Source organism: Variovorax sp. WS11 (assembly GCF_010499245.1).
In the GTDB taxonomy this organism is placed as follows: Bacteria; Pseudomonadota; Gammaproteobacteria; order Burkholderiales; family Burkholderiaceae_C; genus Variovorax.
Map to the genome: position 1 here is coordinate 139,147 of NZ_JAAGOW010000004.1, position 16,553 is coordinate 155,699.

Consider the following 16,553-nt stretch of genomic DNA (forward strand, 5'->3'; position numbering starts at 1 on the left):
GTCAGAGCTCCAGCGTGCTCAGCTCTGCGGCCCAGTCACCCATCGAATGGGTCACCATGTACGGATCCGGATGCACCGCACGTGTCGCTTCGCGCACGATGGTGAACTGGCCCTTCGAGTTGACGACGCCGATGCGCGGATAGAGACAGGTGTGGTGGTTCGTCGGATCGACGCGAATCCTGCCCTGCGGTGCATCGAGCTCGCTGCCGAGGATCTGCGGCACGAGCTGCGTCGGATCGTCGGTTCCCGCGCACACGAAGGCATTCGCGAAGACATGCGTCTGAAAATACGCTGCCTCCCAGCACTGGTTCGGAACGCAATCGACGCCGAACCGTTGCCGGAATCGCTCGAGACAACGCAGGTTGGTCTCGGAGTTGATGGATTGGAAATAGGGAGCCGACGTGAAGTGACCGATCCCGGCCCCGCCCATCTGCGATACCTCGGCCTCCGAAGTCGTCAGGCTTCCGATCGGCATGGTCTTGGGGTCGAGTCCGGCATCTGCATACGCCCGGTACAGGCAGGCCGCGGAGTCTCCGACGACGGTGGAAAAGATGAAGTCCGGTTGCAGCTCCCGGATCTCGTCGATGATCGGGTCGAAATCCTGTTCGGTGGCATCGAGGGCCACGTAGCGCTCTGCAACCTTTTCGCTGTTCTGGCGCTGGAGCACCAGCTCGCTCATGATGCGGTTCGACTCGTACGGATAGATGTAGTCCGACCCGATCAGGTACACCCGCGACCCGAAATTTGCAGTCATGAACTCTGCGAGTTGAACGCTGTTCTGATTGGGCGCCGCGCCGGTATAGATGATGTTGTTGGAGAACTCGAACCCTTCGTACAGGGTCGGATAGAAAAGCAGCTTGTTCCACTTCTCGACCAGCGGCAGGACCGCCTTGCGGCTGCTCGACATGTAGCAGCCAAGAATCACGTTCACCTTGTCTTCGAGGATCAGGCGCTCGGCCAGCTTGGAATACACCGCTGGCCTCGACTGCGCGTCGTAGAAGACCGGCACTAGCTCGCGGCCGTCGAGACCACCCGCCTCGTTGATCTCGTCGATGGCCAGCAGGGTCCCCTGCAGCTGCGACTTTCCGATGGTCGAGGTCACGCCCGTCTCCGAGTAGAGCACGCCGACGCGAACGGGATCTTTGTTAGCCACGGACTAGTCCTCAGGTTCGATTGCGGATTCTTTCAGCGATTCATGCGGCACTCAAGCGAGCATACAACCGACACAGCCTCGCCGGAAGCGCACGCGGATCGTCGACGATATCGAAATGGCCCCAGCCGAAGATCCTGCGCACATAGGCATGGCCGTGCGGGTCGACCGCCAGACCATGCACGTGAACGCCTGCTTCGCGGGCCTCGTGTACCGCGGCGCGTGCATCCTCGACGAGGTAGGCGGGCTCGTGGACATCGACATCCGATGGCGCGCCATCCGTCATGAGCAGCACGACGCGGTTGTCCGACGGCTCGTCGGCGAACGTGCGAACCGCATGGCGCAGTGCCGCCCCCATCCGCGTCGAATGGCGACCCGGTGCGCAGGCGATCATGGTCTCGGCCGCTTCGTCCAGCGGCGAGCCGAACTCGAGCAACCGGTAGTTGCTGACCTCGGCACGCGTATTGCTTGAAAAGCCGTGGATCGCGATCCGGTCCCGACCGTGGGCCACCGCCCGCGCGAGCAGCAAGGCGGCCTGTTTTTCGATCTCGAGAAGGCTGGGGCCTGCTGCATCGGGCCTGTCGTTGGTGGATTCCGAGAGGTCCAGCAGCACCAGCACGCTGCTCTTGCGCTCCTGGTTGGCGGACCGGATGAACAGGCGCGGGTCCGTCGCCATGCGCGCCCGCTGCGCCACCATCACCTCGATGGCCGCGTTGAGATCGAGATCGTCGCCTTCCCACTGCCGGCGCAGACGATGGGCGCGGCTGAACCGGTGGGCGCGCACCAAGCGCAATGCCTGGCCGGCGCCCGGAATGACCGGGCTCTCGAGGCCGCCGTGCGCTGTCCTCCACGATGGCAGCTTGTCGATGACCGTGCACCAGTTGCTGCGCATGATGGCCGGGCGATGGTCCCACTCGGGGCATGCATAGCGGCCGAGCTCGACCTCGTGGGTTCCAAAAAGGTCGGGCGGCGGATCTGCATCGCTCACCTGCGTCGGCGGTGGTACGTGCGGTGCCGGTGGCGGGTTCTGAAGCTCGAGTTCCCGAGGCTGTACGGTTTCGCTGTCGAAGGCCCACAGGAAGGTGTCGTCATCCCGGTAGGCAGCGGGCACCTGGTACAGCTCGGCCCTGAAGGGCACCCGCATCTGGCCCAGGTCGTTCGCAAGCAGCGATCCGATGTGCCTGAAGGCGGCGTAGTCGTCCAGCCGAAGCAACGCCTGCGACTCGAACAGACGCCGCGCCTTGTTGACCCAATAGTTGTCGTCCCGGTAGTGCGGGTCGATGAGCGCGAGGTTCATTCGCGAAATGAGCGCGGAAAAGGTCAAGCCACCCGGTTGCAGCGCATGGGCCAGTGCATCCGCGAACCATCGGCGCATGCCTGGATAGTCGCGCAGCAATAGGCGCTCCACGCGCGCATCCTCGATCGCCGAGATGACCGCCAGGCTCATGGGCTTGAGCTTGCCCGCGGGGCGACCCGGCACCGAATGAAGCAGGTGGGCCGCCGCGTGTGCGGCCGCTGCACGGTAGAGGTGGTAGCGATCCGCGCCGTCGAGCGCGGTGTAGTCGTTGGGCAGCAGCAAGTGGGTGGGCGTCAGCGTGGGGCGAAGCGGCGCCGCGTAAAGATGGTCGCGGTCGCGGGCTTGGATCGCCATCGGGCGCTCGGTGAGTCCCTCCAGCAGCCATGCCAGCGAGGCCGCGGCGCCCTGCGCGCCGCCTTCGGCGATCTCCCGATCCAGCGACTCGACCGCATGCGCCTCGGCCAGCGCGAGGTAGGCACGCAATCGCAGGCGGTCGCCGACATGCATGCGCAGTCCGGTGACGATCCACCGGCCCAGGGCCCCGACGGACGCCCATGCGAGCAGCACTGCGAGCTTGCCCGCCAACGCGGCCGCGCATGCCGGATCGTCGTCGTGCAGGGCCTGGAGCCAACTCAGCAGCTGCTGGCGCAGGCCCTCGCTCGGCGACTGAGGCGAAGACGCCAGCGCGCTATCCACCACCTCGGTCAAGTCAAGGACGCCCGTGGAGATCATCGCGCCCCCTTTCCGTTCAGTCGAAGTGGGCTTCGACAAAGCCTTGCAGGGCTTTCGCCATGTCGGGGTCGTCGGTCAGCGCCCGCGTCATCGTCATCTCGCAGCTCTGGCGCGGGCTGACGCCCGAGCCGATCAGCCGCCCCGCATAGATCAGCATGCGCGTCGAGATGCCTTCGTCGAGCCCGCGGTGCTTCAACGCACGCGACCGGTGCGCGATGCTCACCAGCAAACGCGCCGTCTCCAGAGGAACCGCGGCTTCCTGCGCCACGATGGCGCTCTCGATTTCCGCGGCCGGATAGTCGAACTCGAGTGCGGCGAAGCGCTGCCGCGTCGAATGCTTCATGTCCTTGCTGCGGCTCTGGTAGCCCGGGTTGTACGACACGACCAGCTGGAAGTCGGGATGCGCGTGCACGACCTCGCCCTTCTTGTCGAGCGCGAGCATGCGCCTCGCATCGGTCAGCGGGTGGATCACGACCGTCGTGTCCTGCCGCGCCTCGACCACCTCGTCGAGGTAGCAGATGCCGCCATGGCGAACCGCCATCGTCAAGGGGCCGTCGTGCCACGCCGTGCCGTCGGCATCCAGCAGGTAGCGGCCGACGAGGTCGGACGCCGTCATGTCCTCGTTGCACGCGAGCGTGACGAGGGGCCGGTCGAGTTTCCACGCCATGTACTCGATGAAGCGCGTCTTGCCGCAGCCCGTCGGGCCCTTCAGGAGCATGGGCATGCGATGGGTGTAGGCATGCTCGTAGAGCGCGACCTCGTCGCCGGCGGGCATGTAGAAGGGCTTTGCAGGCAACCGGTAGCTGTCGATGGAGGTTGACACGGGTCTCCTTTGCTTTGCAGGGGCGCGGGGCGCTCCCCAGCGCCCCGCGGATGGGTGGCTTCAGCGGTGTTGCGCCGCCTCGTTCGGGATGCCCTCGATCGGGCACTCGGGCGTTCCAGGTGTCGCCCGGGTGAGCCCCTCGACCATCTTGCGGGTGCCTTCGGGATCGTTGATCCACTTGCCGTAGAACTCGTACGGGCAGGCCGCCACGCCGGCTGCGCTCTCGCCGGAATTGATCTTGCCGGTGTAGCCGCGGTGGACCAGCTTGTAGAGGAAGTTGTTCGACTGCTGGTTCTTGCGCGCGTCGCGAATGGCGCTCACCGACATCTCGGCGTACTGGATGCCCATTTCCTCGGTGCCGCAATCGCCCAGGCTGCGGCCGTCGAAGCCGACCAGGGCGGAATGCCCGAAGTACGAGTACACGCCATCGAAGCCGGTGGCGTTGGCCACGGCCACGTAGACGTTGTTCATCCAAGCCATGGTGCGCGCGACCATGATCTGCTGTTCCTTAGCGGGGTACATGTAGCCTTGGCAGCGTACGACGAGTTCGGCGCCGCGCATCGCGCAGTCGCGCCAGATCTCGGGGAAGTTCCCGTCGTCGCAGATGATCAGGCTGACCTTCATGCCCTTGGGACCGTCGGACACGTAGGTGCAGTCGCCCGGGTACCAGCCCTCGATCGGCGTCCACGGCATGATCTTGCGGTACTTCTGGACGATCTCGCCCTTGTTGTTCATCAGGATCAGCGTGTTGTAGGGCGCCTTGTTCGGGTGCTCCTCATGGCGCTCGCCGGTGAGCGAGAACACGCCCCAGACGTTTGCGCGGCGGCAGGCGTCCGCGAAGATCTCGGTCTCGTCGCCCGGAATGGTCGACGCCGTCTCGTACATCTCCTTCGGGTCGTACATGATCCCGTGCGTCGAATACTCGGGAAAGATCACCAGGTCCATGCCCGGCAGGCCCTGCTTCATGCCGACGACCATCTCGCCGATCTTGCGCGCGTTGGCCAGCACCTCGCCCTTCGTGTGCAGACGGGGCATCTTGTAGTTGACGACGGCCACGCCGACACAATCGTTGCTGCTTCCAATATCTCCGTGTCGCATAAAAACTCCTGGTGGTTGAGGTGAAAGGAGGGGGTCGGGGAAAAGAGGGGTCAGATGGTCAGGAAGGACTTGACCTTGTCCTGGTCGAGCTGGGCGCGCGCTTCGTCGTGGACGATGCGCCCGCCGTCGATGACCAGGAACCTGTCGGCCAGGTCGAGCGCGAAGCTCAGCACCTGCTCCGACACCACGATCGCGATCTGCCGCTCCACGCGCAGCAGGTTCAGGATGCGGGCGATGTCCTTGATGATCGATGGCTGGATGCCCTCGGTGGGTTCGTCGAGGATCAGCACCTTGGGGTCGGTGACGAGCGCACGGGCAATGGCCAGCATCTGCTGCTGGCCGCCCGACAGGTTGCCGCCGCAGCGCGCCTTCATCTCGGCCAGCACCGGGAAGAAGCGATAGACGTACTCCGGCACCGTGCGCTGCGCGGCGTTCCTGAGGCCGACCAGAATGTTTTCTTCGACGGTAAGCTGCGAAAAGATCATTCGGCCCTGAGGCACGAAGGCCAAGCCCTTGGCGACTCGCTCGTGGCTGGGACTGCCCGCCAGCTCCTGCGACTGGACGCGAATGCTGCCCGAGCGCGATGGGAGCATGCCGATCAGCGACTTGAGCAAGGTGGTCTTGCCCATTCCGTTGCGCCCCATGATGGCCACCGATTCGCAGTTGCCCACGCGAAACGAGACATCGCGGATCGCCTGCGATTCGCCATAGAAGACGTTGAGATGGCTGACTTCCAGCATGTCCGCTCCTTCAGTGGCCGAGGTAGACATCAATGACGCGAGGGTCCGACTGCACCTGCGCTGCGCTGCCTTCGCTGAGCAGCCGCCCCTGATGCAGCACGGTGACCTTGCTCGCGATGCGCTTGACGAAATCCATGTCGTGCTCGATGACGATCACGGACTTGCCGCGCGAGATGCGGCGCAGCAGGTCGCCCGTCTGCTCGCGTTCGCGCGGGCTCATGCCCGCCACGGGCTCGTCGAGCAGCAACAGCTCGGGCGACTGGATCAGGAGCATGCCGATCTCCAGCCACTGCTTCTGGCCGTGGCTCAGGCGGCCCGCCCTCTGATGCAGCATGGACTGGAGAAACACCTCCTCCGCCACCGCGTGAATGCGGTCCAGCACGTGTGCCTTGCGTCGGAAGAAGATCGACCCCAGCACGTCCTGCTTGCCGGGGATCGAGATCTCGAAGTTCTCCATCACCGTCAGGTCTTCGTAGACCGAAGGCGTCTGGAACTTGCGCCCGACGCCGGCACGCACGATCTCGTGCTCCGGCAGGCCGACCAGTTCTCGGCCATTGAAGCGCACGCTGCCGGAGGTGGGGCGCGTCTTGCCGCAGATCATGTCCAGCAGCGTGGTCTTGCCGGCGCCGTTCGGGCCGATGATCACGCGCAGCTCGTCGCGGTGGATGGACAGGCTCAGCGCATCGACTGCCTTGAAGCCGTCGAAGGAAACCGAGAGGTCCTCGACCTGCAGGATCTGCTCCATGGCGGATGGAACGCTGGACACAGAGGACACGGTGGAATTCCCGGAGTTGGAGGTGGACAGCGGCAGCACGGCACTCATGGCATCACCTTTGCGGAAACGCGGCCTGCGGCCAGGCGCTGGACGACGCCCGCCATGCCGAGCGGCATGAAGGCCACGACCACGATGAAGAGCGCGCCCAGAAAGTAGAGCCAGATCTCCGGGAAGGCCTCGGAGAGATAGGACTTGAGGAAGCCCACCAGCAGGGCGCCCACGACCGCGCCGGGAATCGACAGGCGCCCCCCGACGGCTGCCAGGATGACCATCTCGATCGAGGCGACCACACCCACGGCGGTCGGCGAGATCAGCCCGACCTGGAGACTGTAGAAGGCGCCGCCGATGCACGACAGGAGCGCCGAGATCGCGAACACGAACGCCTTCATGTGGGCGGTGTTGTAGCCGCTGAAGCGCACGCGGTCCTCCTTGTCGCGGATGGCGATCAGAACCTTGCCGAAGCGGCTGCGCAGGAGCGCGACGCAGCACAGCATGGCAGCGGCGAGGACGGCCGCCTCGATGAGATAGAGGGTCTGCTTGGCACCGTCGCTGACGATGTCCATGCCAAGCAGGGTGCGGAAGTCGGTGATGCCGTTGGCGCCGCCGGTGTCGCCCTGCTGTCCCACGATGAGCACCGTGCCGGTGAGGGCCAGCGAGAGCGTCACGATCGCGAAGTACACGCCGCCCACGCGCTTCTTGAAGATGGCGTAGGCAAACAGGTAGGCCGTGACCGGTGCAACGCTCAGGATCAGCAGCAGCGTGACCGGAAAGCTGCGGAACGGCTGCCACCACACCGGAAGCTGGTCGACGCTACTCCACACCATGAAGTCCGGCAGCTCCGGCGCCGAGGCTTCGAGCTTCAGGAACATGGCCATCATGTAGCCGCCGGCGCCGAAGAACAGGCCCTGCCCGAGGCTCAGCACGCCCCCGTAGCCCCACAGCAGCACGATGCCGAGCGCGACGAACGCGAAGGACATGTACTTGCCCATGAGATTGAGGCGGAACGGATCGAGCACGGCGACCATGGCCACCAGCAGCGCGACGACGACCATCGTGGCGCGGGTGTCGGCTGCGCGTAGAAGGGATCTCATCGCTCAGCTCCTTGACCGGGTTGCGAACAGCCCGTTGGGCCGGAAGTAGAGGACCACGATCACGAGCAGGAGGATCGTGACGCGCGCCATCGACCCGCTCATGAGGTACTCCAGCGTGGTCTGCGACTGCGCGATCGCGAAGCCCGACAGCACCGTGCCGATCAGGCTTTGCACGCCGCCGAAGACCACGACGATGAACGAGTCCACGATGTAGAGCTGGCCGGTGCCCGGGTTGGTCGAGCCGATCATCGTGAACACGCAGCCCGCGATGCCCGCCAGCCCGGCGCCGAGCGCGAAGGTCAGCGCGTCCAGGCGTTGGGTGTCGATGCCCACGGCCTCGCTCATGGCGCGGTTCTGCGTCACGGCACGGACCTTGAGGCCCCAGCGCGTCCGGTTCAGGAGCAGATAGACGCCGACGGCGACCGCGATGGTGAGCCCGATGATGAAGATCCGGCTGATCGGCAGCTGGATCCCCGCCACGGGCTCCCATGCGCCACTGAGCCATTGCGGCAGCGGCACGCTCACCTCCTGCGCGCCGAAGATCGAGCGATAGGCCTGCTGGAGGATCAGGCTCAGGCCCCAGGTGGCCAGCAGCGTGTCGAGCGGCCGGTTGTAGAAGAACCTGACGAAGCCGCGCTCCAGCAGGTACCCGAACGCGAAGGTGGCGGCGAATGCCAGCGCGATCGCGGCGAACAGGTAGACCCCCATCCACTGTGGCGCGAACTTCGAGAACGCCATGGCCGTCAGGTAGGTGACGTACGACCCGAGCGCCATCAGCTCGCCGTGGGCCATGTTGATCACGCCCATCAGGCCGAACACGATGGCCAGGCCGATGGCCATGAGGAGCAGGATCGTGAACAGGCTCACGCCGTTGAAGACCTGCATCACTGCAATGTCGAAAGTCATGGAAGACTCCGGTATCTGGGGGTGTGCGCCGCGCCGCCGCCTACAGCGTGGGGAAGGGGTTCGGCTCGACCTGGTTCGCCGACTCCCAGACGATGTCGAACTGGCCGTTCGGCAGTGCCTTGCCGATGCGCACCTTCTTCCAGACGTGCTGGTTCGTCGCATGCACGCGCACCTTGCCCTCGGGCGCATCGAGCTCGACACCCGCGCTTGCGGCCAGCACCTTCTCGGGATCGAAGGACTTGGCCTTCTCGACCGCAAGCTTCCACAGGTAGACCGAGTTGTAGGCGACCTCCATCGGATCACCGATGACGCGATCCTGTCCGTACTTCGCCTTGAAGGCCTTGACGAACTTTTCGTTCGCGGGGTTCTTCACGCTCTGGAAGTACCCCATGCAGGCGTAGTAGCCGACGGCGTTGTCCTTGCCGATTCCCTCGATCTCGTTCTCCGAGACGACGGTGGACAGAAGCGTCTGCTTCGTGCCGTCGAGCCCTGCCGCGCGCAGCTGCTTGTAGAACGCGACGTTCGAGCCGCCGACGACAGTGCTGTAGATGCAGTCAGGCTTGGCGGCCTTGATCTTGTTGATGATGGAGGAGAACTCGGTGTGGCCGAGCGGCGCGTACTCTTCGCCCAGCACCTTGCCGCCCAGCTTGGCAATGGTCGGCTTGGCGATCTTGTTGCAGGTGCGCGGATAGATGTAGTCGGAGCCGACAAGGAAGAAGGTCTTGCCCTTCTCGCGCGCGAGCCATTCGACGGCGGCAACCACGGACTGCGTGGCCTCCTGCGACGTGTACACCACATGCTTGTCCTGCTCCTGGCCCTCGTAGTAGGTCGGGTAGAAGAGCAAGCCCTTGGCGCGGCTGAGCGCCGGCAGCACCGCCTTGCGCGAAGCCGATGTGTAGCAGCCGACGATCGCGGCGACCTTGTCGCGTTCCAGGAGCTTGCGGGCCTTCTCGGCGAACACCGAGTTCTCGCTCGCACCGTCCTCGACCACCACCTCGATCTTGCGGCCCATCACGCCGCCAGCGGCGTTGATCTCGTCGATGGCCATCTTTTCCGCATCGACCAGCGCGGCTTCGGCGATGGCGATGGTGCCCGAGAGCGAATGCAGCAGGCCGAGCTTCACGCCCTCCTGCGCATTGGCGGCGGCGGAGAACAGCGCGGTGCCCGAGGCAGCGCCAAGAACAAACATGGTGCCGCCGGTCTTGACCAGGTCGCGGCGATTCATTGGGCTCATCAGATCTCTCCTTCAAGGGTTGAGGTGTTTGGGTCTGACGGCTCCACCGCTGGCATCTCGCTCGATTTCTTGAGGCCGAGTTCATCCCTGGGCGCAGCTGCGTCCATTTCGATGAAGGCGTTCCAGAAGCCGAAAAAGCAAAAAGGCCTGACCCGGGAATTAACCGGTTCAGGCCTTGTTGCCTTGCACCTGACTGGCAACACTGGCAGTCGGTGCGAAATGATGAGCGACGAAGTTCTCGTCTGGGAAGAAATTTAGCACGCAGCCTGCCGCCGCGAATAGGGGTTTGCGATAACAAACCGAAGACGACCGGTCTAATTCAGCAGGCTCAACGGCGTGCCATCGAGGGCCGGTCCATGTGCTTGACCGTTCCTTTCATTGGAGGAATGGATGCCGAAGCATCCCGCGCAGGGTCGACGTCGCGCAAAACCGCTTGATTTATCGAGACAGACGGTCTAATAATCGCGCCATGAGTTCCACCACAGTCCTGCCACGCAAACGTGGCCGCCCCGCCAAGGATGAAGGCGACTATCGCGCGACGCGCGAGGCGCTTCTCAATGCCGGCGTGGCCGTGTTGACAGAGAAGGGCTTCTCGGCGACCGGCATCGACGAGATCCTCAGGTCCGTGGGTGTTCCGAAGGGCTCCTTCTATCATTTCTTCGCCAGCAAGGAAGCGTTCGGCGCGGCGCTCATCGCACGCTATGACGAATACTTCGTTCGAAAGCTCGACCGCTTCTTTCTGGACGAGTCCAGGTCTCCGCTGGACCGTATCGATGCCTTCTTCGCCGACGCCGAACGTGGCATGAAGCGCTTCGGATTCCGTCGTGGCTGCCTGGTCGGCAACCTGGGCCAGGAGATGGGCACGCTGCCCGAAGCCTTTCGCGCGCAGCTGACCGACGTGCTTCTCGACTGGCAGCGCCGTACCGCGACGGTGCTCGAACAGGCCAAGCGCGACGGAGAGATCGGCAGGTCGACGGACTGCACGGAATGGGCGGCATTCCTGTGGACCGGTTGGGAAGGTGCGGTGCTCCGCGCCAAGCTCGAACGCAAGGCTGCACCGCTTCAGATGTTCGCCAAGATTTTCCGCCAAAGCATCGGGGCCTGACCGCCTTTTTTTTGACTTTCAATAGACGATCGGTCTAATTAAATGAAGACAACAGTCCTTGAGCGCAGAAATCGCGGAGACATGCCATGAGCGTGCAGACCTTCGACTACGTGGTCATCGGGGCGGGCACCGCGGGCTGCCTGCTGGCGAACCGCCTGAGCGCCGACAGCCATCGCGACGTCCTGCTGCTCGAGGCAGGCGGTCCGGACAGCTACCCGTGGATCCACATCCCTGTCGGCTATCTGTACTGCATCGACAACCCGCGCACCGACTGGCGCTTCCGCACCGAGGCATCACCGGGACTCAATGGTCGGTCACTGCTGTATCCACGGGGCAAGACCCTGGGCGGATGCTCGAGCATCAACGGAATGATCTACATGCGCGGTCAGGCCCGCGACTACGCGCAATGGGCAGAAGCCACCGGCGACACTGCGTGGACCTGGGACAACTGCCTGCCCGACTTCCGTGCACACGAGGACCACTACCGCCTCGACGCATCGAAGGTCGCCCCATCCGAAGACTTGAAGGCCTTCAAGGCACTTCACGGCTCGGGCGGGGAATGGCGCATTGAGAAACAGAGGCTGCGCTGGGACGTGCTCGATGCGTTCGCGCTCGCCGCGCAGCAGGCTGGCATTCCGGCCACCGAAGATTTCAACGGCGGGGACAACCGCGGCGTCAGCTACTTCGAAGTGAATCAACGTGGTGGATGGCGCTGGAATGCCTCGAAGGCGTTTCTTCGCCCCATTCGCAAGCAGCGCAGGAACCTGGCGGTCTGGACCGGAGCACAGGTTTGCCGTCTGCTGTTCGAGCAGGACGCCGATGGCGCTCGCGTCTGCCGCGGCGTCGAGCTCGTGCAGGGCGGACAGCGGCGCACCGTGAAAGCGACCCGAGAGGTCGTCCTCAGCGCCGGCGCGGTCGGCACCCCGCAGATCCTGCAGCTCTCCGGGATCGGCGATGCCGCCCTGCTCCAGTCGCATGGCGTGCCTGTGGTCGCGCATGTGCCGGGGGTCGGGCGCAACCTGCAGGACCACCTCCAGATACGGTCGGTCTACAAAGTACACGGGGCAGCGACCCTCAACACCCAGGCGACCCAACTCCTGGGCAAGGCAAGGATCGCGCTTGAGTACGCCTTGAAACGCAGCGGCCCCATGAGCATGGCGCCTTCGCAACTGGGCATCTTCACGCAGAGCGACGCCTCGCGCGCCCACGCGAACATCCAGTACCACGTGCAGCCGTTGAGCCTTGATGCCTTCGGGCAGCCCTTGCACGACTTCCCTGCGATCACGGCCAGCGTGTGCAACCTCAATCCGACGAGCAGAGGCAGCGTCAGCATCCGAAGCGCCGACTTCGCCGATGCGCCGCGTATCGCGCCCGACTATCTGAGCACCGCGGAAGACCGCCGGGTTGCCGCCGACTCGCTGCGCGTCACCCGGCGCATCGCAGCGCAACCCGCCATGGCCCGCTACAAGCCGCAAGAGTTCAAGCCCGGGCCTCAATACGAGACCGACGAACAGCTCGCGCGGCTGGCGGGCGATATCGGCACGACGATTTTTCACCCCGTCGGCACCGCAAGGATGGGCAACGCCTCGGACGAGATGGCGGTGGTCGACAGCCACCTGCGCGTGCGCGGTTTCCGGGGCCTGCGCGTAGTGGATGCCAGCGTGATGCCGACCATCACCAGCGGCAACACCAACAGCCCCACGCTGATGATCGCCGAGAAGGCCTCGCGCTGGATCGCGGCTGGGCAATAGAGCTCAACAGGAGACGACGACATGGAAAGACCTTCCACCGACACCGGCCGCAAGGGGCCGCTCAACGGCATCACCGTGCTTGACTTCTCACGCGTCCTGGCCGGCCCCTACTGCACGATGATCCTGGCCGATCTCGGTGCGCGGGTCATCAAGATCGAGAAGCTCGGCACCGGCGACGACACCCGCGCCTTCGGCCCCTTTGTGGAGAAGGAGTCGGCCTACTTCATGTGCTTCAACCGGGGCAAGGAAAGCATCGCGCTCGACCTCAAGAGCCCGCGTGACCGGGACCTTCTCGAGCGGATGCTCTTGCAGGCCGACGTGGTCGTCGAGAATTTTCGACCGGGCGTGATGGACCGTCTCGGCTACGGCGCCGAACGACTCGCCCGCACCCATCCACACATCGTCTACGCATCGATCTCCGGCTTCGGACACACCGGCCCCTACAGCGACCTGCCAGGCTACGACATGGTCGTGCAGGCCATGGGCGGCGTCATGAGCCTGACCGGTTGGCCCGACGCGCCGCCGGCGCGCGTAGGAACGAGCTTCGGCGACCTGAGCGCCGCCCTGTTCGCGGCGGTGGGCATCGTGTCATCCCTTTACAAGCGCACACAGGATGCACAAGGCATGCGGGTCGACATCGGCATGCTCGACTGCCAGGCCGCGCTGATGGAGACGGCACTGGCGCGCTTCGATGTCGAGGGCAAGGTGCCGACCAGGACCGGCGACAGCCATCCCTCCCTGGCACCATTCGAGACCTTCGCCGCGAAGGACGGTCGCTTCGTCATCGCCGCAGGCAACGATCAGCTCTTCATGCTCATGGCCGACGCGCTCGGCAGCCCGGCGCTTGCGCTCGACGCGCGCTTTCTCAGCAACGACCTGCGCTGCCGCAACCGCCCGGCGATGGTCGCCGCCATCGAGGCCATCACCGGCACGGAGGCCATCGAGCACTGGATCGATCGTCTCAACGAGGCTGGCGTTCCATGCGCGCCCATCAACACCATCGACAGGCTGTTCGGACACCCGCAACTGTTGGCACGCAACATGATTGTCCAGGTCCAGGGTACGTCGGAGCGCTCCGTGCACACGGCCGGCAATCCGATCAAGCTCAGCGGATTCGAAGACATCGACGTGAACACCCCCATCCGGGCGCCAGGACTGGACGAACACCGCGAGCGCATCCTCGCCGAATTGATGTCGGGGACAGGGGACTACGCGCCGGCCAAGCGTTCTGCAGACGCTCCGGCACGCGCTAGGCATGCCTCTCTGAACGAAACAGCCTGATCCACCTCTCACCGAACAAGGAGTAGACATGTCCGCCACAGCAACCAAGGCTTTGCCTGCTTTGACCGCCCAGCCGCCCACCGCCAAGACAGACCACCAACCCGCCGCAGGAAACGCATCCTCCCACGGACCAGTACCGGCACTGTACGAAACGATCCTCGTCGAACGCCGCGAGCGCGTTGGCCTGATCACGCTCAACCGTCCGCGCAGCCTGAACGCGCTGAACACAGTGCTATCGCGCGAGGTGGTCGCGGCACTTCGCGCATTCGATGCGGACGCCAACGTCGGCGCCGTCGTGATCGCCGGAAGCCCGCGTGCTTTTGCGGCCGGCGCGGACATTGCCGAGATGGCCGACAAGACCTTGGCCGAGCTCCAAACGAACGACGTCTTCGCGGCATGGCAGGGCGTGCAGGCCATCACCAAGCCGATCATCGCCGCTGTCAGCGGCTATGCTCTAGGAGGAGGCTGCGAACTGGCGATGATGTGCGACTTCATCATTGCGGCCGACGATGGGCACTTCGGCCAGCCGGAGATCAAGCTGGGGATCCTTCCGGGCATCGGTGGCACGCAGCGCCTGACGCGCTCCGTCGGCAAGGCGCTGGCGATGGATCTGATCCTGACCGGCAGGAGCATCAACGCCGCGGAGGCGAAGGCGTCGGGTCTCGTCGCGCGTGTGGTGCCCGCCGCCGAACTCCTGCAGACTGCACTCGAGGCCGCGCACACCATCGCGGGGTACAACGCGCCCGCGGTACGCATGGCCAAGGAAGCCGTGAACCGAGCGCACGAAGTCTCTCTGGCCGAGGGCCTGCTCCACGAGCGGCGCCTGTTCCAGGCAGCGTTCGCCACGGACGGCCAGAAGGAGGGGATGCACGCATTCCTGAGCAAGCGCGCACCGGTGTTTCGTCATCGCTGAACGCCAGTTCGTCCACTCGTCATGAAAAGTACTGACGCGCCCCGTTCACATGTGCAACGACGTGGTGCACGCTCGAACACCCGGGAGCACCTGATCCGGGCCGGGCTGGAGTCGGTGCTGGAGAACGGATGGGCAAGTACCAGCGTCGACAAGGTGCTGACCACCGTCGGTGTTCCCAAAGGATCGTTCTATCACTACTTCGGCAGCAAGGACGACTTCGGCTTCGCACTGCTCGAGACGTATCAGGCCTACTTTCTCAGGCGCCTGGAGAGATGCTTCGGCGCGCGGCCCAATGGGGTCAATCCGAGCTTCACCCACAAGCTCGCGGCATTCCTCTCGGAATCGACGGTCGGCATGCGTCGATTCCGATGGCGCCGTGGCTGTCTGGTCGGCACGCTGGGGCAAGAGGTTGCCGCCCTCCATGACGGTTTCCGCAAGCGACTGGACGCTTCCATTCGGGAATGGGAGACTCAATTGGCGGCTTCGATCCGGATGGCGCAGGCCGGAGGCGAGGTGCGCGCCAATTTCGATGCGGACCGGCTGGCGCGAAGTTTCTGGGCCGCCTGGGAAGGCGCCGTTCTGCGCGCTCGCCTTGCGCGCTCTGCCGCACCGCTGGTGCTCGTCGTCGAAGACTTCGACCAATTGATTCACATCTGAGGAGCTAGCATGTTCAAGGCACTGGTGCTGGACAAGTCGCCCGAGTTCGCCGCGGCAATTCGCGAGGTCGACGATGGATTTCTTCCGCCCGGCGACGTCACGATCGACGTCGACTACTCCACGCTCAACTACAAGGACGCTCTGGCCATCACCAACCGATCGCCCGTGGTGCGGGAGTGGCCCATGGTGGCCGGAGTCGACGGCGCAGGCACCGTGCGGGAAAGCAGCCACCCGGCCTGGCGGCCCGGCGACCGCGTGGTGCTCAACGGCTTCGGCGTCGGCGAGAAGCACAAGGGCTGCCTGGCACAGCGCGCGCGCCTCAGCGGAGACTGGCTGGTACGCCTGCCGGAGACCTTCACGACCCGGCAGGCCATGGCGATCGGGACCGCGGGCTATACAGCCATGCTCTGCGTGATGGCACTCGAGCGCCACGGACTCGAGCCCGGAGAGGGCGAGGTGCTGGTGACCGGCGCGACCGGCGGCGTCGGGTCAGTTGCCGTCGCCTTGTTGTCGAAGCTCGGGCACCAAGTTGTTGCAACGACAGGCAAGAGTGCAGAGGCGCCGTATCTGAAGGCACTGGGCGCGACGGTGGTGATGGACCGCGCCGAACTCTCGGCCCCGGGCAAGCCTTTGCAGAAGGAGCGCTGGCGCGCGGTCGTCGATGCGGTAGGCAGCCACACGCTGGCCAACGCCTGCGCGCAGACGCGCTACGGCGGTGCCGTCGCGGCCTGTGGCCTTGCGCAGGGGGCGGACCTGCCCGCCACAGTGATGCCATTCATCCTGCGCGGCGTCGCACTGCTCGGCGTGGACAGCGTGATGGCGCCGCTCGCACTGCGCAACGAAGCGTGGACACGGCTCGCGCGGGATCTTGATGCGTCGCTGCTCGAGACCATCACGCGCGAGATCACGCTGTCGGATGCCATCGGTACCGCCCACGCACTGATGGCGGGCAAGATCAGAGGCCGCGTCGTTGTTCGCACGGCGGACTGAGCACCCCCTC

15 protein-coding genes are annotated in these 16,553 nt (G+C 64.9%); 6 read left to right on the forward strand and 9 right to left on the reverse strand.

Annotated features, from left to right (window positions below):
- Position 1: 1 nt before the first annotated feature.
- The 9 genes from GXN78_RS29940 to urtA all read right to left on the reverse strand — a co-directional run bounded on the left by GXN78_RS29940 (position 2) and on the right by urtA (position 9,846).
- Complete coding sequence (locus GXN78_RS29940; protein ID WP_106559107.1) at positions 2–1,153, reverse strand: transporter substrate-binding domain-containing protein; 1,152 nt, start codon at positions 1,151–1,153, stop codon at positions 2–4.
- Between the two features lie 40 nt (positions 1,154–1,193).
- Complete coding sequence (locus GXN78_RS29945; RefSeq protein ID WP_239143020.1) at positions 1,194–3,179, reverse strand: VWA domain-containing protein; 1,986 nt, start codon at positions 3,177–3,179, stop codon at positions 1,194–1,196.
- A gap of 16 nt (positions 3,180–3,195) precedes the next feature.
- Positions 3,196–3,954: a CbbQ/NirQ/NorQ/GpvN family protein gene (locus GXN78_RS29950; protein ID WP_106559139.1), complete on the reverse strand. Its 759-nt coding sequence runs from the start codon at positions 3,952–3,954 to the stop codon at positions 3,196–3,198.
- Between the two features lie 108 nt (positions 3,955–4,062).
- Complete coding sequence (locus GXN78_RS29955) at positions 4,063–5,100, reverse strand: aliphatic amidase (protein ID WP_106559106.1); 1,038 nt, start codon at positions 5,098–5,100, stop codon at positions 4,063–4,065.
- Between the two features lie 50 nt (positions 5,101–5,150).
- Complete coding sequence (gene urtE / locus GXN78_RS29960) at positions 5,151–5,840, reverse strand: urea ABC transporter ATP-binding subunit UrtE (protein WP_106559105.1); 690 nt, start codon at positions 5,838–5,840, stop codon at positions 5,151–5,153.
- A 10-nt stretch (positions 5,841–5,850) separates the two neighbouring features.
- Positions 5,851–6,585 (reverse strand): urea ABC transporter ATP-binding protein UrtD, encoded by a 735-nt coding sequence (urtD, locus tag GXN78_RS29965; protein ID WP_106559138.1) that lies wholly within the window; start codon positions 6,583–6,585, stop codon positions 5,851–5,853.
- Positions 6,586–6,659: 74 nt separating this feature from the next.
- On the reverse strand, positions 6,660–7,706 hold the full coding sequence (urtC, locus tag GXN78_RS29970; protein WP_106559104.1) for an urea ABC transporter permease subunit UrtC: 1,047 nt from the start codon (positions 7,704–7,706) through the stop codon (positions 6,660–6,662).
- Positions 7,707–7,709: 3 nt separating this feature from the next.
- Positions 7,710–8,612 (reverse strand): urea ABC transporter permease subunit UrtB, encoded by a 903-nt coding sequence (urtB, locus tag GXN78_RS29975; RefSeq protein WP_106559103.1) that lies wholly within the window; start codon positions 8,610–8,612, stop codon positions 7,710–7,712.
- A 40-nt stretch (positions 8,613–8,652) separates the two neighbouring features.
- Positions 8,653–9,846, reverse strand: a complete 1,194-nt coding sequence (urtA, locus tag GXN78_RS29980) for an urea ABC transporter substrate-binding protein (protein ID WP_106559102.1) — start codon at positions 9,844–9,846, stop codon at positions 8,653–8,655.
- 469 nt (positions 9,847–10,315) lie between these two features.
- On the opposite strand from urtA, the gene GXN78_RS29985 reads away from it, so the two are divergent.
- From GXN78_RS29985 to GXN78_RS30010, 6 genes are all read left to right on the forward strand, one after another.
- On the forward strand, positions 10,316–10,951 hold the full coding sequence (locus GXN78_RS29985) for a TetR/AcrR family transcriptional regulator (protein WP_106559101.1): 636 nt from the start codon (positions 10,316–10,318) through the stop codon (positions 10,949–10,951).
- An 86-nt stretch (positions 10,952–11,037) separates the two neighbouring features.
- Positions 11,038–12,702, forward strand: coding sequence for a GMC family oxidoreductase N-terminal domain-containing protein (locus GXN78_RS29990; protein ID WP_106559100.1), 1,665 nt, complete (start codon positions 11,038–11,040; stop codon positions 12,700–12,702).
- 21 nt (positions 12,703–12,723) lie between these two features.
- Complete coding sequence (locus GXN78_RS29995) at positions 12,724–13,983, forward strand: CoA transferase (RefSeq protein WP_106559099.1); 1,260 nt, start codon at positions 12,724–12,726, stop codon at positions 13,981–13,983.
- Positions 13,984–14,125: 142 nt separating this feature from the next.
- Positions 14,126–14,896 (forward strand): enoyl-CoA hydratase, encoded by a 771-nt coding sequence (locus GXN78_RS30000; RefSeq protein ID WP_239143049.1) that lies wholly within the window; start codon positions 14,126–14,128, stop codon positions 14,894–14,896.
- 21 nt (positions 14,897–14,917) lie between these two features.
- Entirely contained in the window at positions 14,918–15,553 is a 636-nt protein-coding gene (locus GXN78_RS30005) for a TetR/AcrR family transcriptional regulator (RefSeq protein ID WP_106559097.1), read from the forward strand.
- A 9-nt stretch (positions 15,554–15,562) separates the two neighbouring features.
- A complete protein-coding gene (locus GXN78_RS30010) occupies positions 15,563–16,543 on the forward strand; it encodes an MDR family oxidoreductase (protein ID WP_106559096.1) in 981 nt (326 codons plus the stop codon).
- Positions 16,544–16,553: the final 10 nt, after the last annotated feature.